The sequence below is a fragment of the Hahella sp. KA22 genome, assembly GCF_004135205.1.
Taxonomy (GTDB): Bacteria; Pseudomonadota; Gammaproteobacteria; order Pseudomonadales; family Oleiphilaceae; genus Hahella.
Genome location: NZ_CP035490.1, coordinates 5254646 through 5278143, shown reverse-complemented (window position 1 = coordinate 5278143; position 23498 = coordinate 5254646). Strand labels below are relative to the sequence as shown.

Genomic DNA, 23498 nt, shown 5'->3' with positions numbered 1-23498 from the left:
GTGTCGTCAAGGAGATAATTATGAGACTAAAAGGAAAAGTAGCGCTGGTCACCGGCGCAGCCAGAGGGTTGGGGCGCGCCTGCGCCCTTGAGTTCGCCAGGCAAGGGGCGGACCTGATACTGCTGGATATTGGACGGGACATCGCCACCGTGCCTTATCCCCTCGGATCAGAAAGCCAACTGCAATATACCGCTCAATTATGTGAAGAGCAGGGCGTCGCGGTATTGACCGGTCTGGCGGATGTGACGCGACAAGCTGAGATCAATGCTGTCGTCGCAAAAGGGCTGGATCGTTTCGGACGCATTGATGTGCTGTTGAATAACGCAGGCATCGCTGCGCCGTCTGGAAAAATCGCCCATGACATCAGTGAAGATGAATGGACGACCATGATTGACGTCGATCTTTCCGGCGCCTGGCGGATGATTCGCGCCGTGGGCGCCGCCATGACGGAGCGTCGCTCCGGCAGCATCATCAACATTGCTTCCACGGCGGGAGTGGTCGGTTATCGACACTTCTCCGGCTATGTGGCGGCCAAACATGGCGTTATCGGGTTGAGCAAAGCCGTCGCCCTTGATTATGCCCCTCTTAAAGTCCGGGTAAACGCATTATGCCCAGGGTCCGTTCGCGACGCCTCCCATGTCGAAGGCCGCATGTTGTCGGAGATCGCACGCTCCCTGCATGTGCCTGTCTCCGAGCACGAGGACACCTTTGTGCAGGCGCAGCCTATGAATGCGCTGATCGAGCCTGAGGATATCGCCCATAGCGCCGTATGGCTGGCTTCTGACGAGTCCCGTCAGGTCACCGGAAGCGTGATCACCGTCGACGGCGGCTTCTCCGCGCGTTAGGCGGTGGAAAGAGGTCTTCGCCAAGGACTGTCCAGATTTTCTCATTCGACATAAGGCACTTCCATGAAAAGCATTTTTTTGAATCACCCGGAAATAGCCGGGAATCTGAGCTCTTACCTGAGTGACGGCGATGTGGCGCCCGGCGCACTGCACGCCGCCGCCTATCGACTGACGCAATCCGTCAATCCAGAGGCCGTTGCGATGCGGCTAAAACACGCCCTTGCAGCCCTGCCGTTTATGCAAAAGACGGCCGAGGGGCGTGAGTACGTCTGGATTGAGACGCTGCATTTGCGGGCGGACAGCTATCAGGCTGCGGACCGGGTCAGAAAGGAAATGGAGAGGCCGCTGGCCGAGACGTTTCCCTATATCCGCGTGGTGTTATTAACCTACGCAGACCGCTTTGTTGACCTGGTGATTGTCGCCAATCGCGCGGTTTTTGATAAAGCATCCCTGGATGCATTCGTCTGTGCGGCCATCTCTGAGCAGGACGCCGTTTACCAGCCGCCTGCGGCGGCGTCCGCATGTGAACCGGAGTTGACCTCTCTGCTATCCGCTGATTTCTCACCGCTTCCAGACTGGCGGGGAAAGGGCGAAGAGTGCGAAGAGGGCGTAATCAGAATGCGTCTGGGCGTTTTCAGCGGCCAGGATGACCCGCAATTGGCGGCGGGCTGGATCAGTGCGCTGGCTACGGTGTGGGCTCGCTATTCTGCGACGAACGTACCCGTCGTTGCCGTTAATGACAGCCGCGCCGAGTCGGTGAGCGGTTGGTCGCTGGTCGCCGCGCCGGTGCAGGAAGACGCCACAGCGCAGCGTCTTAAAGCAAACATCGAGCAGTCGTTGCAGCAACCGGTCTGGCGCTCGCAGGCGCTGGCGAGTCGTCTGCACGACTGTGAAAACGGCGGCGAGGTATCTCTGGCGGCGCTTATATACGACGCCGCGTCCTCACCGCACCCTGAAGTAGCGGCTTGCGACTATGCGCCCTCTCTGGGAGCCCCTTATCCGTTAACGCTGCTTATTGAGAGTCAGGGGCAGGGGCGATATTGCATCAGCGGGCTGGCTGACGGCGCTTTGTTTTCTGGCGACAGCGTCGAACAGTTCTTCCAGTGCGTGCGCCGGGCGTATGAGCGACTGCGCGAAGATGGCGAATTGAATCTGCGCAGCTTTCCGCTGCTGGATGAAAAGGCGCAGCAGGAAGTGGCCGCCTTAGGCGTGGATCGCGAGCTTGGCGATATTCCAGCAGAACGTCTGGAGGCATTGTTCGCCCGTCAGGCAGCTCGTACCCCGGACGCCATCGCGCTCTCCTACGAAAACGAGCAAATGACTTACGCGGATTTAGAGCGCAGGGCGCGCCTTATGGCGCTGAATCTGGTCGTGCTCAACGTGAAGCCCGGTGATCGCGTTGGTATCTGCCTGGAGCGGTCATTTGATTTGATCGCCTCTATGCTGGCGATTCTGAAAGCAGGCGCAATTTATATCCCTATGGACCCGGCCTATCCGGAAGAGCGTCTGTCATATACCTGTGACAATGCCGAGATCCGTCTGGTGATTACCGACGCAGACGCATTCCCGGTGACGGAGGCGCGGCGGCTGATCGCGCCGTCAGAGCTGGAGCGGGATATTGGCGATGCGCGGGTGACGACGCCCTCTGCAGAGCATATCAGCGCCGATGACGCAGCCTATGTGATTTACACCTCAGGATCGACTGGCAAACCCAAAGGCGTGGTGGTTCCTCACAAGAATGTCGTCAGCCTGCTGGCGGCGACGCAGGAGGATTTTCGCCTCAATGAGAAAGACGCCTGGACGTTTTTCCACTCCGCCGCGTTTGATTTTTCGGTATGGGAAATATGGGGAAGTCTGCTGACCGGCGCCCATCTCGTGATCGTGCCCTATTGGGTGTCCCGTGCGCCTGACGAGTTCCTGGAACTGGTCAGAGAAAAGCAGGTTTCGGTGCTGAACCAGACCCCTTCCGCTTTCTCCCAGTTTATGGAAATGGAGCGAAGCGGAGCGCCACTGACGCATTTGCGACTGGTTATTTTTGGCGGCGAGCCCCTCGACGCGAAGATGCTGATGAAGTGGTTCGACCGCTACCCGGAATCCCGTTGCCGTTTGGTGAACATGTTCGGCATTACCGAAACCACGGTGCATGTCACCGCCCAGACCATTGCGCGGGCAGAGGCTATGGCCGGTTCCCGTTCCGTCGGTCCGGCGATTCCGGGTTGGCGTTTATATGTGTTGGACGCCGCGCGCAATATTCTGCCGGTGGGCGTGGCGGGGGAAATATACGTCGCGGGAGCGGGCGTCGCTTCACAATACCTGAACCGCCCGGAGTTGACGGAAGAACGCTTTATGCCCGATCCCTTCTGTGGTGGTCGTATGTATCGCAGCGGCGACAAAGGGCGTTTATTGCCATGCGGACGTCTGGAGCATTTAGGGCGCCTGGATAGTCAGGTGAAGCTGCGTGGTTTCCGCATCGAGTTGGATGAAATCCGCAAAGTATTGCTCGGCGTCCACGGGGTGGAGGCGGCGGCGGTGGTGTTGAACCAGCCGGATAAAAATGACCCGGCCTCCGCTCGTTTGGACAGTTACCTTGTGCTGTCGGATATCGCCGTGGAGGACGTCATCGTCAAAGCGGAAAAGATGCTGCCGGCTTACATGATGCCTTCCACCTTCACTCAGGTTGACGCCATGCCGCTGACGGCGAATGGCAAGCTGGACGTTAAGAAGCTGCCTGAGCCCAATGCGCAGGGCAACGCGGCGGATAAGCCCAAAGTCGTGGCGGAAGCTCCTTCCGAGCCCGCTAAAACCAGCTCAGAAGAGACTGCCGCGGAGACGGAAGCTGACCGTCTCGTCGCCGACATGGTCAGGGTCTGGAGTGAGGTGCTGGGGCGCGAAGTGACCGCGGCCGACAACTTTTTCAGCCTTGGCGGCAACTCCCTTTACGCGGTCAGAATCGCCTCCGCCATGAGAGCGGCGGGGCTGCCTGCGCTTCCGATACGTGAGTTATACGTGCGGCAGACCATCGAAAAACTGGCGCCGGTAATGGTCGGCAATGGAGGTCAGTGATATGGATTTCACCGAGCTTGAGGCGATCCGCGCGGCGGAAACGTATTGGCGAGGTCTGTTTGACGCAGAGTGGTCGCCAACGGAACTGAAAGCGCCGTCCCGTGCGGCGGAGCCTGTCGAGCGTCTGGTGGCGAGCATACCTGTCGGCGCAGACCTGCTGAGCGCCATTGAAGGCGCCGCCGCCGAGATAGGCGTTACGCCGCAGCAAGTAGCGCTGGCGGGATGGTTGACGGCGTTGATGCATTTTACTGACAGGGAGCGGCAGACGCTGTCAGTGCAGCTCGACGACGCCACGATTATTCCGCTGACATTTACGCTGGACCCCGGCGCTGATCTGGCCTCAGTGATTGATCTGGTAGCGAAGACGATGGCGGAAGCGCTGTCTCACCGGGCGTTTCCCTATCTCAAGCTTGCCGCGGAAGAGTATGGTCTTCTGCCGCCAGCGCAGGACTTGTTGACGCCCCTGCTGTTCAATCTGGGAGCGAGTGAAACCCCACGGGCGCCGATTGTCATGGGGCTGCGCGTCACGGCGGAGGGCGCCGAGGTTGTGGTTCAGGGGGGCGGCGTTTTCGCTTCCTTCAGCTACCTGCGCCCTTTGTGCGCGGCGGTCATGAATATTCTGGAGATGGGTTTGCTGCAGGACAAACCTTTGTCTCAACTGGAGCTTTTGGCTCCGAATGAAATTACCGAACGACTGCAGCGGGGAACGGCGCCGGTCACCCACTTCGACGAATACGCCAGAATTGAAGAAGCGTTTGCGGCGCGCGTGGCGGAAACTCCCAGGGCTCCGGCGATAACCCATGGCGAGATATCCCTTACTTACGCTGAACTGGATGAGGCCAGCTACCAGCTCGCCCAAGCCCTGCGCGAGCTGGGCGTGCAGCCCGGTCAGGTCGTCGCCATTCATACCCCGCGCAGCATCCCCATGGCGGTTTCCGCACTGGCGGCGCTCAAAGCGGGAGCCGTCTATATGCCTTTGGACCCTGACTATCCCGCCGAGCGCATTCAATTGTTGATGGAGGACAGCCAGGCCGTCGTGCTGATTCACAGTGAAGACGCGCCGCCGACTGTCCTCGCTGATGTGACGCATGCGTCGCTGTCGCTGGACCTGCCGGGCGGGCGGGTGCGCGCCCTGCAAATCCAGACGCCGTCACAGTCCGCTCCGGCGGATTCACAGGCGGCCTATTTGATGTTTACCTCCGGCACCACCGGGCGTCCCAAAGGCGTGCTGAACACGCACGCGGGCGTCTTGCGGTTGGTTCGACGCACGTCCTATCTCGATTTGTCGTCTGGCGTCCGCGTCGCCCAGGCGGGCGCGACGGGGTTTGACGCCAGTGTGTTTGAAATCTGGGCGGCCTTGCTTAACGGCGGTTGTTTGCAGATTGTCGATCGGGAAGTGCTCCTGGACAGCGTTGAACTGGCGCGTTTTTTCCGGGAGCGGAAAACAGATGTTGCGTTGATTACGACCTCGCTGTTTTCACAGCTGGCCAGCGACGATCCAGCCATGTTCGCGCCTTTGAGTCAGTTGCTGGTGGGCGGCGATGTGATCTCTCCGAAGCAGGTGGCGGCGGTATACGCCGCCTGCCCGGGAATTGTTATTCTGAATGCCTACGGTCCCACTGAAAACGGGGTGATATCCACGGTGCAGCGCATTGATCCGGCGCGTCTGGACAGCATTTCCATCGGCGCCCCCATCAGTAATTCAGTGGCGCTGGTGCTGAACCGGTTTGGTCGTCTGACGCCGCCGTTGTTTGAAGGCGAGCTGTATGTCGGCGGCGCTGGCTTGGCGTTAGGGTATTTGGGGCGGGAAGACGACACGGCGAGAGCATTTGTACCCCATCCTTATGTCCCGGGAAGCCGGATCTACCGTACGGGAGACCGGGCGCGCTGGAATGCCGAGGATGAGCTGGATTTTCTCGGACGCCAGGATTTTCAGATCAAAATTCGCGGCTTTCGGGTTGAGCTGGGCGAAATCGAGAAAGCGGCGCTGTCACATCCGATGGTGAATGAAGCCTTGGTGCTCGCATTAAAACCGGAAGGCGCTGTGGAATATCGGCTGCATTGCTACTTGGGGGTCGCCGCTGGGTTTGATCTGGATGGCTGGCGCCAGCAGCTCATCGACCAACTACCCACGCACATGGTTCCTGCTGCGGTCTGGGCCCTGCCTGAATTGCCGTTGACGATTAATGGCAAGGTGGATCGACGCGCGCTGGCGGAGATGAAGCAGGTAGAGTCCGGCGGCGCCGAAGCGGTGGATGATAATGAACGCGTTTTGCTGGAAATATGCCGCTCGCTTTTGAACATTGACCATTTGGCGACGGATGATGATCTCATCAGGTTGGGCGCAAGTTCGTTGACCGCCGTCATGATCGCCTCGCGGACGCGTCGTGACCTGGGTGTGAAAATCGCCGTCGCGGACGTTCTACGCAGTGGAACAGTGGCGGAGTTAGCGACGCTGGTCAGAGCTCAGCAGGGGCGGAGCGCGTCAACGGGTGGCGTGATCGCTTCTCCTGCGCAAACCAGCGTTGAGGCGACGCCGCAACAGGTGCGTTTGTTCATCGAGCAATCCAAGCAAGCGGACGCCTGTCATTACAATTTACCGATTTGGGTGGCGTTGCCGACGGATATCAACCCGGCTCGCTTGCAGGAGTCCTTGCGGCAATTAGTCGATCGACACGAAATTCTCCGAACCTCGTTTGAGCGTGACGGGGAGATCACCCTTCAGCGGATTCATACAGATCTGGCTGTGTCGATAGCCCAGGCTCCGGCGGCTTCGGATGTATTTAATGCGCTGACCCAATTCATCCGCCCCTTTGACATGCAGCAGGGCCCTCTGTGGCGCGCAGCGCTCTATCGCGACACAGAGAAAACCTATCTGCTCTTCGATATTCACCACATTTTGACTGATGGCTACTCACTGCTCTGTTTGTTTGAGGAGTGGGAGGCGCTGTATCGCGGTCACAGTCTGTCTGAGTCGCCTCTGCAATATCGTGACTATGCGCACTGGCTGGCCAGCGAGAGCGGTCAGGCCCATCTGGCGGAGCAGGAAGCCTATTGGCTGAAAATGTATGCGCAGAAGCCTGCGCTACCGGATCTGCCCACGGACTATCCAAGGTCCGGGGTGCGCAGTCTCAGTGGGGAGTTTCTGGAATTTGATTTGGGAGAAGAGAGGACGGCGAACATCCGTCGCCTGTCCGAGCGTCTTCAGGTCAGCGCCTATCAATTTCTGTTGGGCTGTTATGGCGTCTTCCTGGCCCAGGTCACCGGCGCTGACGATATCACCATAGGAACGCCCGTCGCGGGTCGCCTGGCCCCCGGCGTCGACAAGATTCAAGGGATGTTCGTCAACACGCTCTGTCTCAGGCTGAAGCCCGCGCCAGAGGCAAGCTTTGGCGATTATCTGCAGGAGGTGGCCGGCATGACGCTGGGCGCCTTCGACAACCAGGATTATCCCTTTGATCGACTGGTGGCGCAGATCGCTGCGGAGCGCTCTTATGGCAGGTCTCCGTTATTCGACGCCATGTTTGCGTTGCAGAACACCGGGCTGAGCAGACAAACGTTTTTGGGTGGCTCCATCGTCTGGACGCCGGCGGCGACCGGCGCGGCCATCTATGACCTTAACCTGCAAATTGAAGATGGCGAAACCAGCCTGCGAGCAAGCTGGCATTTCAATCGGGACCTTTTCACCGCCGAGACAATGGCTTCTTTCCGTGATCGGCTGCTGGAGATCATTGATAAGGCGCTGAGCGATGTGAATAGCCAGATTCGAACGCTGAATCAGGACGAAGAAAGTGGTCCGGTTGCGTTACCGGAAATCGAGTTTGAATTTTAAAATTTAGAGGCAGTAGGACATGCAGTCTATCGAAACCAAAGGACAATTAAAGGTTGCGGCGGCGCAGCGGCCGGAGCACGGAAAATACTGGCGCGGCCTGTTGGCGGAGCCGTTGGAGAAAAGCCTGTTTCATCCCGATAGGGTGAAGCCGTCGGGGGCGTTGAATCAGCGTTATGTGCATAAGCTGGACGCCGACGTGAGGCAGCGTCTGCACAAGTTGAGCGGCGGCAAAACCGCGACGCGACAGGTGGTCATGCTGGCGGCGCTGGCGGAATTGCTGCGTCGCTATACCGGCTCCGACACAGCCTGCATTGGGCAGCCGTTGCAACCGGAGCAGACCAAACTGTCCGACTATCTGGCGCTGCGCATCCAGGCGCCGGCGAACGCGAATTTTAAGCAGCTGCTGGGCGCCACTCGGGACGCCATGCTTGCGGGGCTGGAATTCTGCGACTATCCGTTGACGGTGCTGGCGGATGAGTTCGGACTGGAAGCGGAAAAGGGCGGCAATCCCTTTTTCGATGTGGCGTTGGAAGCGCTTGAAACGGCGGATGCTTCGGTATCCAGTCAATTTCAGTGCCGGGTTCTGATCAGTCATTTTGTCGATGTCGACTGTGGCGAAGTCACGGTTTCCTACGACGACGGCCTGTTCGACGGCGACAGTATTCAGCGCATCGCCGCACACTATGAAAAGTTGTTGCTGGAATTGCTGAGCGCTCCTGACGCGGAAGTCGCGTCGGCATCCATTAATACGCCGGCGGATGAAGCCCTGCTGCAACAAGTTAATGCGACCGAGCGGGAATATCGCCGGGAAGTCAGACTCGAAACGGTTTTTGCTGAACAGGTAGCGCAGACGCCGGATGCGACGGCGGTAGTTTGTGGTCAGGAACATCTGACCTATACGCAGCTAAATGACGCAGTGAACGCCCTGGCGGCGCAGTTGCGTGCAGCCGGTGTGGCGGAAGATCAGCTGGTGGCGGTGGCGGCCGAGCGCTCATCGCAGATGATCGTGGCGATCCTGGCGATTTTACGAGCCGGCGGGGCCTACTTGCCGATAGACCCGGGATATCCCGCCAACCGAATTCAGTATGTGCTGGAAAACAGCGGCGCGAGCGTCATTCTGACGCATCGTCATCTGCTGCAGTTGGATACGTCCGGCTATACCGTCATCGACATTGACGAGAAAGCGCTGGGCGCAGAGGGCGCGGTGGCGTCTACAACGGTTGGCGGCTCTGATAATCTCGCCTACGCCATTTACACCTCAGGCTCTACCGGCAAACCCAAGGGCGTTTTAATCGAGCACCATTCCGTTATCAACCGGATCGCCTGGATGCAGAACGCCTATCCGTTAATGGCGGAGGACGTCATCCTGCAGAAAACGCCGATTTCATTCGATGTGTCCGTGTGGGAATTGTTCTGGTGGTTCTTTACCGGCTCCCGCGTCTGCATGCTGGAGCCCGGCGGTGAGCGCGAACCGGAGAAAATCGTGGCGGCCATTGAGGCGAATAAGGTGACGACCATGCACTTTGTGCCGTCCATGCTGAACGCCTTCCTGGATTATGTGGAGTCCACTCAGGCGGTCGCCCGTTTGCAGTCGCTGCGCAAAGTGTTTACCTCTGGCGAAGCGTTGACCCTGCATCAGGCGGAGCGTTTCAAGAAGCTGCTGCACGCCGCCAATGGAACCCGTCTGATCAACTTGTATGGACCGACCGAGGCGACGGTGGACGTCACGCATCTTGACTGCACCGCCAAACTCGGACTGGACAAGGTCACTATCGGAAGCCCCATCGATAACACGCAGATTCATATCGTGGACAAGCAGTTGCGCCGTCTGCCTATTGGCGTTCCCGGAGAGCTTTGCATCGCCGGCGTCGGGTTGGCGAGGGGCTATCATGCGCTGCCGGAAATGACGGCGGATCGCTTTGTCGCAAATCCTGAAAACGCCTCTGAACGCTGGTATAGAACCGGCGATTTGGCGCGCTGGCTCAGCAATGGTGAAATCGAGTATCTGGGCCGTCTGGATCACCAGGTGAAAGTGCGCGGTTTTCGTATTGAACTGCAGGAAATCGACGCGGTTCTGCGTTCCCATTCGGCAGTGCGCGACGCCGTCACCCTGGTGCACCGCGCCGCCGGTCTGGACAAACTGGTCGCCTACGTCACCGCAAATGGCGAGCCGGAGCAAGAGACCCTGCGTCAGCATGTGGCAGGGCAGGTTCCGGCCTATATGGTTCCGGACATGGTTATCGTGCTGGAGCAAATGCCGCTGTCGCCGAACGGGAAACTGGATCGTAAAGCGCTGCCGTCGCCGGACAGCTATTTGCAAACTGCGGAATATACTGCGCCCCGTAACCGCACCGAGGAAATTCTGGCGGACATCTGGCGTGAGGTGCTGCAGCTGCCCCGGGTTGGCGTGCACGATAACTTTTTCGCGATTGGCGGCAACTCGATTCACTTCGTCACCGTTCTCGCCAAGGCCAGAAAATTCGATCTGGAGTTCACCTTCCAGCAATTGTTCGCCAACCCCACGATCGCGACGTTGGCGCAGGCGATGGAAGAGGAAAAAGGCGAGCTTCAGCAGCACCGTTTTGAGGCGTTTGAACTGTTGGGCGAGCAGGATCGCCAGCGCCTGCCGCAAGGCGTTGATGACGCCTATCCGCTGTCCATGTTGCAGGCGGGGTTGATATTCCAGAACGAACTGACTTTCGGTACGGCGCAATATCACGACATTATCAGCTACATCATCGAGAGCCCGATCAATCTGGAAGTGTTCAAGCGCGCCGCGGACATTCTGGTCAAGCGCAATCCGATCTTCCGCACCAGTTATCACCTGGATGGCTTCGACGAGTACATCCAGATGGTGCATACAGACGTGGAGGCGCCGTTGTACTGTCATGACTTGCGGGGAATGAGCGAAGCAGAGCAGGAGCAGTGGCATCAGAACTGGCTGGCGGAAGAGAAAGCGTATCGCTTTGAATGGAATCAGCCTGGTCTGGTGCGCCTGCATGTGCATGTCCTGCGCGATAACATGTACCGCTATGTGCTCAGTCAGCATAACTCCGCTCTCGACGGCTGGAGCATCACCCTGGTGCATACGCAATTATTCCGCATATACAACACCCTGCTGCAGGGCGGAACCTTTGACGAGCCCCTGGTGGACAATCACATCCGCAATTACATCGGCCTGGAAGCCCAATCGTTGCGCTCCGTCAGTGACCGTGCGTTCTGGGAGAATATGCTGGATGGCGCGACTTATACTCGCCTGCCCAAACTGGATATCGCTCAGCCTGTGTCGGAATTGTCCGTGCTGTTTCATGAGGTGGACATCAGCAAGCAGCTGTCCGACAGGATCATTGCGCTGGCGGATCAATTAGCCGTTCCGGTCAAAACCCTGTTGATGGCGGCGCACCTTAAATTCCTGAGTGTGGTGTCTGGCGATGCTGACGTCATGACCGGCTACGAGCATAGCGGCCGCCCTGAAGCGGAAGACGCCACCAAGGCGATCGGGCTTTTCCTCAACACCGTGCCGTTCCGGGTGGATGTCGACGCGGAATCCTGGGCCGGGCTGATCCAGCGTGTGTATCAGGCGGAAGCTGCGCTGCTGCCGCATCGTCGCTATCCCATGGCGCGTATGAAGCAGGATATCGGGACGCAGGAGCCGCTGTTCGACACGGCTTTCAACTACACCCATTTCTATCTGTTGAAAGAACTCAAGGAAATGCCGGAGTTCAATCTGCTGGACGTGCGTGCGAACTCGGAGACGGAGTTTGCGATTCGGGCTGAGTTCTGCCGCCACTTCTTCACTGACGACGTCAAACTCAGCCTGCATTACCACGAGCACGCGTTCACGGCGGAGCAGGTGGAGAACTTCGCGCAATACTATCTCACTATCTTTGAGAGTATGACTCAGGACCCTAAAGCGGACCCCAGACGCCAGCCCATTCTGACGCAACAGGAACTGGCGGCCATTGCAGAGCAGGGCGCTAACATCCCTGCGAATCTGACGCAGCGCCCAGAACCGGCGGGGGCGGATACGGGCGTTTATCTCCTGGGAGAATCCGGGCGTTTTATTCCTGTTGGCGCTATCGGAGACCTGTATTTTGTCAACGCTGAGGCGGACAAGCTGGAGACTGAGGTTAATCCGGTCCTGAACGGCCTGGGATTGCGACACACGGATCTGAAAGGGCGCTATGTGCAGGATGGCGGCGTTGAGCTTGTTAATGGGACTGCTGCGTTGACGTTCCGCAAGCCGGCGTTGCAGCAGGGCAAATCTATCGAGACTGCGACGGAACAACAGGCGCCGCTGGACGCTGTGGAGGCGCGCATCGCAGCGGCCTGGGCGCAGGCGCTCAAGATTCCCCAAGAGAATATTGGACGCAACGATAACTTCTTTGACCTGGGCGGCAACTCTCTGGCGGCGATGAAAGTCACGATACTGCTGGAAGGGCTGATCTCCCTGGTGGACCTCATGCGCAACTCCACTCTGGCGCCGCTGGCGGATGTCGCCAGAAAGAAAATGCCCGCCGACGAGGCCGACATTCTGGTGGCGCTGACCCCTGATCGGCGTTCGGCGCCCGTCACGCTGGTGTGCTTCCCCTATGCGGGCGGCAACGCCATTAACTTCAAACCATTTGCCGAACGTCTCGCGGAAATGAACGCTGAAGTGCAGGTTTTCGCCGTGGAGCCCCCGGGGCATAACCTGAGCGATACCGGCGAAACGCTGTTGTCCGTTGAGGAGCTGGCGAAGAAGGCGGCAGCGGAAATCAGCGCTAACATCAGTGGCGATGTCTTCATCTGGGGACATTGCGTCGGCAGCGCCGCTGCCCTGGCCACCGCCGGACTGCTACAGAAGAGCGGCCGTGTCGCCGGCGTATTTATCGGCGGTAAGTTACTGCCTGACGCGGAGCGTTCCCGAAGCCTTGCGGCCGAGCTGGAATCCATGCCGTTGAAGGACGTGGGTGAGTGGCTGGTGACGCAGACTGGCTATGGCGATCTGAATGCATTGTCCGAGCCCCAGTTGGCGCAATTGGTGAAAGCCTTCCGTCACGACGCCTGCGGCGCCAACCGTTACCTTGCTGATTTAACGGAAAACGGAACGCCTATGACATTGCCTCTGACGATGGTGGCTGCGCAAGACGATCCCCTGACGCCGCAGTACCGGGAGCAGTACCTGGGATGGAGCAAGGTGTGCGAGTCAGTAGCGTTGGTTGAGCTGGCTGACGGAGGCCATTACTTCTGCCGGACCAAACCGGCGGAAACCGCTGCAGCGGTCAGCGAGCTGATGCGACTGTCCAAATGACGTTGAGGCCCTGCGCCTGACGGCGTGGGGCCTTTGTTGAGACTTGCGTATTAATAACAACTTATGAATCAAGGATCAGACATGAAACTGGCCATATTGCCATTGCCGTTTAATCTGGACGTTGCGCAGTCCATTCTCAGCCAAGCGGGAAACTGCGCGCACGAATTTGTGTTTATCGACATGCAGGAGCGGATTGATCGCATTCCCGCTTCCTGGTGGCCGCAAAACGCCAAAGCTGTGGCGTGCTCTCCCTCCGATGTGGACGCCGTGATCAAGCTGGTGGAGGCGGAAGCCTGCACTCAGGTCATTTCCACCGCTGAAGCCGGACTCACCATCGCCGCCAAAGTGCGCAAACACTTCGGCTTCGCCGGGCATAGTGAAGACGTGGAGCTGTTCAGCATTGATAAAAGTCTGATGCGCCACACCCTGGTGGAAAGAGGGTTGTCCTCGGTTCAGTCGTTCAGAACCACGGTCGCTGAATTGGCGGAAGCATTGCTTTCCGTCGACTTTCCGGTGGTGGTCAAGCCGGTGCGCCTGGGAGGAAGCATTTGCGTGCAACTGCTGTCTTCCTATCCGGAAGTGGAAGGTTATCTGGAGCGCGTTCGCAGCCATCCTTATGGCGGCGATAAAACCGAGCTTACCGTGGAAAGCTACATCGGCGGTAAAGAGTTCAGTGTGGAAGGGCAGGTCTTCGATGGTCAGGTTTACTATTACGGTTTGACGGAAAAGCGCACGACGGATGCCCCCTACTTTGTCGAAACCGGCCACACTTTCTACACCCGCCATCCCCACCTGGAAACCTTCGCGGAATATTTCCAGCAGGTGTTTGAGGCGCTGAGCATGCGCAATTGCCCCTTCCATGTTGAGTTCAAAGTGGACGGCGACAAGATAGAAATCATAGAGCTGCATTCGCGCTTCGGCGGCGACTTCATCACCGATCTGATCCATTTCAGCACTGGCGCGGAAGTATTTGCGGATCAGTTTAATTTCCTCGCGGATAAAACCGTTCCAGCGCCGATCAAGACCCAGGAGCGTCTGGTCAGCATTGAATTTGTGATGGCGCAGGAAGGCGAACTGCAGGCGTTTTCATTTCCAGCTCAATTCGAAAGCAGCGTGAACGTGCTTAAACAAAAGCAGGACGCCAGCATCGGCGACAAGATCAAGTCCAGCACGGGATTCTATGACCGTATCGGCTGGATGATCTTTGAATCCGACAGTCCGCAAAGCCGGGATGAGCACCTGAAGCTGTTCACCCCTGTCGTGACCGTAGGTTGAAGCGGCGGCGTTATGTCCGGCCTTGAAAAAATTTGCAGTGATGGAGTTCTTTAGTATGGAAAGTGTGGCCGCAAAACCGGATGACAGCTCCGGACAGCCATTAAACTCGGAGTTAAGACAAAAGCACTTCCTGGACGGCGTGAAAGCCATGTCCCCGTTTATTCTCTCCGCCATACCGATGGCGATGATAGCCGGGGCGTTGGGCGTCACCAGTGGGTTGACCGGTCTGCAGACGTTGCTGCTGGCCATGTTGGCGAACTCGGGAACCATTCAGTTTGTCGTCTACATGATGCTGCAGGAGTCTGCGAGCTGGACAGTGGTTCTGCTGACGGTGCTCACGTTGAGTCTGCGCATGATGATTTACAGCATCGTGCTGCGGGACAAAGTCAATGATATTTCCCCCGGGTGGAAACTGGTGATGGGGTTTGGCCTGATCGATGCGCTGTTCTTTATCTTTGTTGAAAAATTCAAAGATAAAGACGCGCCGGTGACGGCCCGCCAATGGTTTTATCTGGGCGGATCGTTCTCCATTTATGGCGCCTGGACGATCGCCACCGTGGTCGGCATTCTGGTCGGTTCCGCACTGCTTGAGTGGGCGGGTTCCGGCGTTGACTTCCCCATGACCGCTTTGTTTGTCGCCATGCTGGCGTCCTGCCTGGTGGATAGAAAAGCCTATTGCATCGTCTCGGTCGCAGGCCTGACGGCGATACTGGCGCATCATGCGCCATACGGATTGGGAACCATTCTGGGGACGGTCGCAGGCGTCGCCGCCGGCGTGTTGTACGGTCGATGGGTTCCGGTGAAAAACGCGGAAGTGGTTGTGGAAGAGGTTAAGGAAAGCTGAGATGGATATTTATATTCTGATTGCATTGATCGCAGTGTGCGCGTTTCTTCCCCGTTATCTGCCCTGGGTGGTCTGGGCCGGGAAACCCTTGCCCCCCAAAGTGGAAAACATTCTGCGCATGACGCCGGCGGCGGTCATCGCTGCGCTTGTCGCCCCAGCGGTGGTTTTCGTGGAGAAAGAGGTGTCGTTGGGTCTGTTGACGCACCCCTATTTTTTAGCGTCAGTGGCCACATTTGCGATCATGTTGTTCACTAAACGGCTTATACTGTCCAGCTCGTTGGGCGTGGCCGTTTTTGTGCTTCTGAAAATGATATAACCGGCCCATTGAGCCTTGGCGTGTGGCGATGCTGCGCCAGGGCTGCCTAATGACTGACAGGCACGTGCAATTTATCAAGGAATCTATGATGCAAGGCGATTTCAAAATAGCCGCGGCTCAGTTCGGCCCGGTGCGAGGGGATGTTGAGGAAAATACGCGGAGGCATTTGCGGTTGATAGCGGCGGCGGTCGAAGAAGGCGCCAATGTGGTCATTTTTCCTGAGCTTTCTCTGACGGGATATGAGCCGGACCTGGCGAGGGAGTTGGCGTTCACCGATACGGATGCTCGTCTGGCGCCGTTTCAAGCGGCGGCGCGAGAACAGGGCGTGACGCTGATGGTTGGCGCGCCGGTGCAGGAGGGGGAAGGCAAGCCTCACATCGGACTCTTTGTCATCAGCCCGGAAGCGCCGGTATTTCACTACAGCAAAATGCATTTACATCCCGGTGAGGATCAGCACTTTGCGCCAGGCGCCGACGAAAAGGTGTTTACGCTTCAGGGCGTTGCATTAGGGTTGGCTATCTGTGCGGATACCGGCGTCGCCACCCATGCCCGCAACACGGCCGCCGCCGGAGCCGTCGCGTATTTAAGCTCGGTATTGATTACCGCTGGCGGCTATGCCGAAGACACCGCCAAGTTACAGGACTACGCACAGACCCACGGCATGTGCGTCATCATGTCGAACTTCAGCGGGCCTTCCGGCGGCTGGGAGCCGATTGGCAAAAGCGCAGTATGGATCCCAAGCGGCGACCTGTTGGCCCAGGGACCGCAAACCGGCGAAGCCTTGGTTATCGGCGTCAAAACCGAAGCCGGCTGGTCCGGTTACGTCAGAACTGTCTGACGGGTATAGAAGTTAGCCTTGACTGCCCGGTGACTGGCGGAATCGCCGTCACCGGTTGTTTGTTTGAAGGGATGGGCGAAATCAAAGCGACTTCCACTATTAATCAGGCAGACAAATAGCTTCCTTCTATTTGTCTGCAACGACAGGGCCTGCACATGTCAGGCCCTGTCTCCCGCGGCTTAACGCCGCGCAGGCGCATCCATGCGCCTGATGATTAACATGCCAATATCATTGCCATGTTAATATTACTTCGATGTCTCCGCCGAGGCGGATTTCAAGGAGAGTAAGCTGGGAGAGGTCCAAGGCTGCGCACCCGAAAACAAGGCGGGCAGGCGTATCGCCAGGGTGTCCGATCTCACTATCCCGTCCCAGGAACTTATCCCCTGGAGCTACCGTTTCCCTCAATCGGCGCCTAATTATTTTCGTTATCAAAAAGCGCTCACAATCGGCTGTTTTGCCGCGTAAATTAACGCAGTTCACCCAATCGGGGCGAAAATTGCGACTTGCGTCCGCCGGTTTCATCTTCTACATATTAAGTATGGGGACTTGTAACAACTCCCCAGTGCATTTCTCGCTGTAATCAGTGCTCAGGACGTCCCTGGATGTACGTGGGACAGGACCTTATAAGAAATAAATAGAAAAGGAGACTGCTATGGCGGACACTCAGAGAACGCAGAATGTCGTTAAGCTTATGAAGGAGTACATCGAGCAACTGGAGCAAAGTGGAGAACTCGAGCGTCTGTTGGAACTCTCCCGGGCGACCGGCGATAACGATCTGGAGTTGGCCGAACACTACAGTCGTGATCGGCGCTACACTCTCCGCCGCATTCGAGCGCGGGGAGCATGATGACTTTACCCACCGGAAACCTGCGGGTTATGGTTCCCGCAGGTTTCCCCGCTATCTGACGCAGCCCGCCTATGTCTTCTGGAATCGCCCTGCCTTTTTTCGATGAAATACACCAGTTGGCGGTGGATATCGTCAACGCCTCGGCGGAAGGCGACACCAAAGCGTTATGGCGCAATTATCAGGCGCTGCGGAAGCTGTGTGAAAACAACGAGTTCTCCCCACGCAATCATCCTTTTCAGTGGGAGGCGCTGGCGGATTTTACCTGTGACCTCAATCAGGCGCTAAAGATCTATCGCAAGGCGCTGCGATACGCCAACGAGAAAAACCTGATCGACTATTCCGCCTCCATAACTTTCGCCATGGCTAACCGGTTGTATGACGACGGCGAACGCGACGCCGCCCGCGAGCTGCTGGTGGAGGCCGACAAGCTGGCGCAGTCCACTAACGACCTGGAATTGAGAAGAGAAATCAGCGCGTTGCTGCTGGCATGCTGCGAGTAGACTTTTCCACTCTAATTAGTTCTTAGCTGGCGGTAGCCAGGATAATAATCCGTGGTCGTTGAGTTGGTTTCCGTCAACCAGAGCTTTAGTCAACCAGAGCTTTACTCAATAAGAGATTTAATAGGGCTTCTTGCGCACGCCGAGGCGAAACAGCAGGGGCGAAATTCCCCAGTTGACCACGACAAAGGCGACAAAGATAACCCCGATTTGCAGCAACGACAGGCCCAGCGTCTGTTGATAGGCGGCCAGGGGCAATACGGTTTCCAGGAATTGATCCAGAAATGGCGCGCGACTGCTGGGCGTCAGATTGATGCGGCGTTTACAGAAACTGGTGATCAGGTCGCCAAGCATCGCCAGCAGAGCGACCGCGCAGCCGGTCATAATGGAAAAGCCCAGCAATGGCGCAACCAGAGCGCAGATAAGAACCGCGGCGATGAGGCCACGCCAGGTTTTTGCGGGGCCGAGCAGGGGACGGCCATCCTTGAAGCAGACGCCGAAATCAATGGGAAGGCCGCCTCGATCGCCCATTAGAAAACGGGCGAACACCGGGGCTCCATTAGCAATCAGTAAGAGCAGTAATACTCTCAGTTCAAGCATAGGGGCTGCAGTGGCGATGCCTAATCGTCGACAGACCCTACAAGCTTAGCTGTGAATCGCTGGCTTGTCAGACCGGCGCAAGCCCTTAGTCGGCGAGCAGGTGCGCCGTTTGAATGCTGTACAGGTGCTGATACAGCCCCTCCAGCGCCATCAGTTGACGATGGTCGCCTTCTTCCACCAGCTTGCCGTGATGCAGGACGATGATCTTGTCGGCATGTCGGATCGTGGACAGGCGGTGCGCGATGACTATCAGCGTCACCTCGCCGTGCAGCCGGTTAACCGCCTGCTGCACCCGCGCTTCACTTTCGCTGTCCACCGTGGCGGTCGCCTCGTCGAGAATCAGTACTTTGGGCTTGCGCAGTAACGCTCGCGCCAGCGCCACCAAGTGACGCTCACCGTTGGACAACCTTCCGCCGCGTTCGCCAAGAGGCGTGGCCAGCCCCTGCGGCAGGCGTTGCAGCATGCTTTGCAGTCCGGCTTTGGTCAGCGCGTCGATCATTTCCTGTTCGCTGTAGTTGCGATCCAGGCGCAGGTTGTCCGCCAGTGAGCCCTGGAACAGGAAGGGCTCCTGCTCCACCAGACACACATCCTGACGCAGGCTGGCGGCGGAGATGGCGTTAAGCGGCTGATCGTCGATCAGGATTTCGCCCTGCTTGACCGGATAAAACCGAATCAGCAATTGCATCAGCGTACTTTTGCCGCTGCCGGTGCGTCCGACCACGCCCAGCATGCCGCCGGCGGGAATATCCAGAGACACGTCCTGCAATACCTGAGTTTCCCCGTTATAACTAAAATTGACGTTGCGCAGGGTGATGCGGCCGTCCTTGATCTGGCCGACGCCGTCGTAGCGCTCTGGCTCTGTATCCAGCAGCTCAAATACCCGCTGCCCGGCCACCAGGGATTGCTGCATGATGTTGAGGCGCTGGGTCAGCTCGATCAGTGGCTCGACGAAGCGGCCCAGATAGCTGATGAAAGCGTACAAAACGCCAATCTCCACGGCGCCTTGTAGAGACTGGGCGCCAAAGAAGTACACGATGGAGGCCAGAGTCGCCATGGAGAACATGTCGATCAGGGCGCGCAGCATGAGACCGTCCAGCTTCACATTCTTCACCCGCCAGCGAAAATGTTCCTGCACTGTGCTGCGAAAACGTTCGTTGAAACGCTTTTGCTGATTCAGCAGTTGGATAATCGGCATGCCGTTGAGGGACTCGTGCAACTGCGCGTTAATGTCGCTGAGCAGCGCACGCACCCGCTGGAACATGGGCGTGCTGAGACGCTGATACATCACCATGGCGCCCACCACTAATGGCATCAACGCCAGACACACCAGCATGAGGCGGAAATCGAGTACGGCCATCATGATGAAAATGCCGGTGACCAGCACCACGTTGGTGATGAAGTTGGCGATTACATTCAGGAATAGCTCTTTTACGGCTTCAGTGTCGTTGCTCAAGCGTGACACCAGCGCGCCGGTGGCGCTTTTGTCGAAATAGGACACCGGACGCGACAGCACGCTGTGAAACACGTCTTTGCGCAGCTTCTCCACCACTTGCAGGGCGATGCGACTGAACACCAATGGCGCGCCGTAGTGCGCCAGAGACCCCACCAGCAATGACGCCACGTAGAATACGAACAGTTGCACGGAGCCTGAATCCAGGTAACGTCCATGCGACAGATAATCGTCAATGAAATGCTTGATCAGGTAGGGCCCCAAGACATCCATCGCTGTGGCCAGCAACAGAATGGCGCAGCCGCCCATCCATAATTTCTTCCAGCTCGCGCTGGCGGCTAACAACCGTTTAAACACCCGCCACTGCATGAACCTATCAAACCCCGTATTTTGTTTATTCGATAATTCAATAACCCGCCAGCGCAAACCGACGTTGGGCAATCTTGCCTAACTCAGCGGTTACTCTTGTTGCCCGACGGTGTCTTGCGGCTGAACCCGGTCCAGATCCTGCTCGATTTGCTGCAGTTCATAAATCTGGCTGTACCAGCCGGCCTGCGCCACCAGTTCGCTGTGATTGCCCTGTTCTCGAATATGCCCCTGGTCCAGCACCAGAATCTTGTCGGCGTGACGCAGAGCGGACAGGCGATGCGAAACGATGATGGTTGTGGTGTCGCGGCGCGCTTTTTTCAGGTGTTGCAGGATGCGGTTTTCCGTGCCGGTATCTACGGCGGAGAGGGCGTCGTCCAGGATCAGCACGGGCGCTTCGATAAGCAGGGCCCGCGATAGCGCCAGGCGTTGCTTCTGACCGCCGGACAAGGTGACGCCACGTTCGCCGACAACCGTGTCGTAGCCGTTTTGGAACAACTCGATATCCTCATGCAGGGCTGCGAGCCCCGCCGCTTTTTCGACTTCTTCGCGGCTTGCTTCCGGACGCCCCAGGGACAGGTTCTCCTGCACTGTGGTGGAGAACAGGAATGGCTCCTGCGGCACGTAGGCGATATGGGCGCGAAACGCCGCCTGTTGATAGCGCTCCACAGATTCGCCGCCCCAGGCCACTGACCCTGTCGGCAACGCGTACTGACGCAGGAGAAGCTTGATCAGTGTGGTTTTGCCTGATCCGGTTGGCCCGGTGATTCCCAGTGTTTTTCCCGCCTCCAGATGAAAGTGGATGTCCTGCAGCGCCGCCTGTATGGAAATCCTGTTCTGTTCTGCGTCGCCCGCCATGGGTTCCTGATCCGGGTAATGAAATTCGTCAATGGCCACTTGCAGAGACGTGTCCGACAGGGATGTCAGCTCGCCGGTATCGGGTATCTGCGGCGCCTCCGCCAGCAAACGCTTGATGCGATCGTAAGCGGCGGAGCCGCGCTCGGCGATATTCAGCATCCAGCCGAACGCGAACATGGGCCAGATCAGGTAGCCCAGATACATGGTGAAGCTGGTGAGCTCGCCCAACGTCAGCGTTTGCTGGTGAATCAGCCAGCCGCCATAGGTGACGGCGGACAGGAACGACGCGCCGATGGTCAGCACGATGGTGGGTTCGTACTTGGCGTCTGTGGCGGCCACTTTCATGTAAGCCTGGGTGGCGGTTTCCGCAGTTGCCGCGAACTGGCGCGCCATGGCGTCCTCCTGACCATAGGCTTTGATGGTGCGAATGCCGGAGATTGCTTCCTGGCTCAGCTCCGTCAATGCGCCGAAGGAGGCTTGCGCATCCGAAAACCCGGTATGCAGGCTGCGGCCGAACTGATACATGAAGATCGCCATGATCGGCCAAGGCAGCAGCGCCACCAGGGTAAGGTCCCAGCTCAGGGTGATCATCATCACCGCCAGCACGATGACGCCGGTCAGCAGGCCGTCGAAAGCGGCCAGAATGCCTTCGCCTGCGGTCATCTGCAGGGCTTCGACATCATTGGTGGCGTGGGCCATGAGGTCGCCGGTGGTGTGTTTGCGGAAGTACTGCGGCGACATGGTGGTCCAGTGCCGGTACAAATCCTGCCGGGTTTCCGCCGCCAGTTTGTGAGACGCGCCGAACAGGAAAATCCGCCACAGCACGCGGAAAATATAAATCAACACCGCCAGCCCCAGCAGTTCGCTCACTGTCAGCATCAGGTAATCCGCATCCAGCGTCTGCTGCGCGATGCGGTCCACCAGCGTTCCGACCAAATGAGGCGGCAGCATCAGCAACAGCGCCACCAGTGTTAGCATAATCACCGCCGCAAGATAGGGCGGCCAGTTGCGCAGGAAAAATCCCCGCAATTCCCAGAATATTTTCATTGGCTTTAACTGAAACTAAACGGCTCAGGGGTGCTGAGCAAGTAGATAAGGAAGGCAACCAGCAGCGCGACGCTCAGGCTGATCCAGAGCCAGGGCGTGCGACGTTTGGGCGGCGCAGGCATGATCTGCTTTTCCAGATAGGCGGCGAGCATATCCATGTTGCGCTGGTTGGCTTTCCAATAAATATCAAAGGCGTCGCCGATAAGCGGCGCTGCGCCGCCGAACACCTCTATGCCGATATTGGCGAGCATGCGCATCAGCAGTCTTTTCGGCGCTTTGATGCGCCAGGCTTGCCACAACAGGTACAAGGACAGGCAACCGCCGACAATATCTCCCACCAGCGGCACAAGGCCGATCAGGGAGTCCCAGCCGACGCGCACGCCTACAACCGGAATGCGGAACTGGGAGTCCAGGCGATAGGCAAGCTTCCGCAACCGGGTCAGCGTTGCGCGCTGCTCGGCGGAAATAGGCGCGTGAGGCGTTGATTCAGACATAGGAAGATGCAAATCCATCGTAATAATCGCGATCCTGCTGCGTCCATCGGTGGGCCGCAAAGATAGCCATTGTGCGGAGATAAGTCGCCGCTGGCAACCGTGTTTTTCGTTTCTCAGTGGTTTGCTTTTGGCGTGGGCGACGGCACAATACGGCGGGTTATCAGCCGCTTAGCATTTACCATTGCGCTCCGTCAGATGGGCGCAGCTACAACCTATAGTGCGCGAAAGCGCTCAGGTGAATAGTGCGCAAAAGCGCTCAGGTGAACGCCCGGGCGCAAGCGGCGATTAATCGACGAGCGTAAGAATAAACGCGTGTAAGCATAAACATGTGTAAGTATAAACATGTGTAAGTATAAACAAGAGCAAGAATAACAGGAGACCGGTATGGCGTCCGAGCAGCGCTGCAGTTGGTGTGGGAACGATCCTCAATATGTAAGCTACCACGATCATGTCTGGGGACGACCGGTGAAGGACTCTCAGGAGCTGTTCGCCAAGTTGTGTCTGGATGGTCAGCAGGCGGGGTTGTCCTGGATTACGATCCTGCGCAAACAGAATAATTATGAGGAAGCCTTCGCGGACTTCGACCCGGAAGCCATCGTGCGCTTCACCGAAGAAGATGTTGAGCGCCTGTTGCAGAACCCAGGCATTGTGCGCAACCGCTTGAAAGTCCAGTCTATTATCAAGAACGCGCGCGGCTATCTGGCGCTCAGAGACCAGGGTATTGAATTTTCGCATTTTCTCTGGGATTTCGTAGGCGGCCAGCCTGTCGTCAATCACCTGCAGTCCATGCAGCAGGCGCCCACCAGTACGGACGTGTCCGACGCCATGTCCAAGGCGCTGAAAAAGGCGGGCTTCACCTTCGTGGGAACCACCATCGTATACGCCTTCATGCAAGCCGTGGGGATGGTGAATGACCATATGACGTTCTGCCCTCAGCATCGCGAGTGCGCAGAGCTGGCGGCGAAATTCAGTCTTTAAGGGGGTGGGCGTTGCGGCGGCGCAACGCGGGAAGGCGCAAAATTGCATTCCCGCT

15 protein-coding genes are annotated in these 23498 nt (G+C 57.8%); 11 read left to right on the top strand and 4 right to left on the bottom strand.

The window, feature by feature from the left end; genetic code table 11:
• Window positions 1–20: 20 nt before the first annotated feature.
• The 10 genes from EUZ85_RS23255 (at window position 21) to EUZ85_RS23210 (ending at window position 17653) form a co-directional block, all read left to right on the top strand.
• Window positions 21–845, top strand: a complete 825-nt coding sequence (locus tag EUZ85_RS23255) for an SDR family oxidoreductase (protein WP_127972419.1) — start codon at window positions 21–23, stop codon at window positions 843–845.
• Window positions 846–908: 63 nt separating this feature from the next.
• A complete protein-coding gene (locus EUZ85_RS23250) occupies window positions 909–3908 on the top strand; it encodes an amino acid adenylation domain-containing protein (protein ID WP_127972417.1) in 3000 nt (999 codons plus the stop codon).
• A gap of 1 nt (window position 3909) precedes the next feature.
• A complete protein-coding gene (locus tag EUZ85_RS23245) occupies window positions 3910–7740 on the top strand; it encodes a non-ribosomal peptide synthetase (protein ID WP_164887330.1) in 3831 nt (1276 codons plus the stop codon).
• A 19-nt stretch (window positions 7741–7759) separates the two neighbouring features.
• Window positions 7760–13033: a non-ribosomal peptide synthetase gene (locus EUZ85_RS23240; RefSeq protein WP_127972412.1), complete on the top strand. Its 5274-nt coding sequence runs from the start codon at window positions 7760–7762 to the stop codon at window positions 13031–13033.
• Between the two features lie 81 nt (window positions 13034–13114).
• On the top strand, window positions 13115–14308 hold the full coding sequence (locus EUZ85_RS23235; protein WP_164887329.1) for an acetyl-CoA carboxylase biotin carboxylase subunit family protein: 1194 nt from the start codon (window positions 13115–13117) through the stop codon (window positions 14306–14308).
• A 55-nt stretch (window positions 14309–14363) separates the two neighbouring features.
• A complete protein-coding gene (locus tag EUZ85_RS23230) occupies window positions 14364–15152 on the top strand; it encodes an AzlC family ABC transporter permease (protein WP_164887328.1) in 789 nt (262 codons plus the stop codon).
• A gap of 1 nt (window position 15153) precedes the next feature.
• A complete protein-coding gene (locus EUZ85_RS23225; RefSeq protein WP_127972406.1) occupies window positions 15154–15468 on the top strand; it encodes an AzlD domain-containing protein in 315 nt (104 codons plus the stop codon).
• A 49-nt stretch (window positions 15469–15517) separates the two neighbouring features.
• Window positions 15518–16306 carry a carbon-nitrogen hydrolase family protein gene (locus tag EUZ85_RS23220; RefSeq protein ID WP_164887327.1) on the top strand — a complete coding sequence of 263 codons (789 nt, stop codon included), beginning with the start codon at window positions 15518–15520 and terminating at the stop codon, window positions 16304–16306.
• 652 nt (window positions 16307–16958) lie between these two features.
• Entirely contained in the window at window positions 16959–17153 is a 195-nt protein-coding gene (locus tag EUZ85_RS23215) for a hypothetical protein (RefSeq protein WP_127972402.1), read from the top strand.
• Window positions 17154–17224: 71 nt separating this feature from the next.
• Entirely contained in the window at window positions 17225–17653 is a 429-nt protein-coding gene (locus tag EUZ85_RS23210; protein ID WP_127972400.1) for a tetratricopeptide repeat protein, read from the top strand.
• 117 nt (window positions 17654–17770) lie between these two features.
• On the opposite strand, the gene EUZ85_RS23205 is transcribed toward EUZ85_RS23210, so the two are convergent.
• From EUZ85_RS23205 to EUZ85_RS23190, 4 genes are all read right to left on the bottom strand, one after another.
• Window positions 17771–18250, bottom strand: coding sequence for a CDP-archaeol synthase (locus EUZ85_RS23205; RefSeq protein ID WP_206617937.1), 480 nt, complete (start codon window positions 18248–18250; stop codon window positions 17771–17773).
• 85 nt (window positions 18251–18335) lie between these two features.
• Window positions 18336–20069: an ABC transporter ATP-binding protein gene (locus EUZ85_RS23200; RefSeq protein ID WP_127972398.1), complete on the bottom strand. Its 1734-nt coding sequence runs from the start codon at window positions 20067–20069 to the stop codon at window positions 18336–18338.
• 90 nt (window positions 20070–20159) lie between these two features.
• Window positions 20160–21971, bottom strand: a complete 1812-nt coding sequence (locus EUZ85_RS23195) for an ABC transporter transmembrane domain-containing protein (protein ID WP_127972396.1) — start codon at window positions 21969–21971, stop codon at window positions 20160–20162.
• Between the two features lie 5 nt (window positions 21972–21976).
• Entirely contained in the window at window positions 21977–22465 is a 489-nt protein-coding gene (locus EUZ85_RS23190) for a DUF4112 domain-containing protein (RefSeq protein ID WP_127972394.1), read from the bottom strand.
• Between the two features lie 384 nt (window positions 22466–22849).
• Between EUZ85_RS23190 and EUZ85_RS23185 the strand changes: the two genes are divergently transcribed.
• Window positions 22850–23443 (top strand): DNA-3-methyladenine glycosylase I, encoded by a 594-nt coding sequence (locus tag EUZ85_RS23185; protein WP_127972392.1) that lies wholly within the window; start codon window positions 22850–22852, stop codon window positions 23441–23443.
• The last annotated feature ends 55 nt before the right edge of the window (window positions 23444–23498 follow it).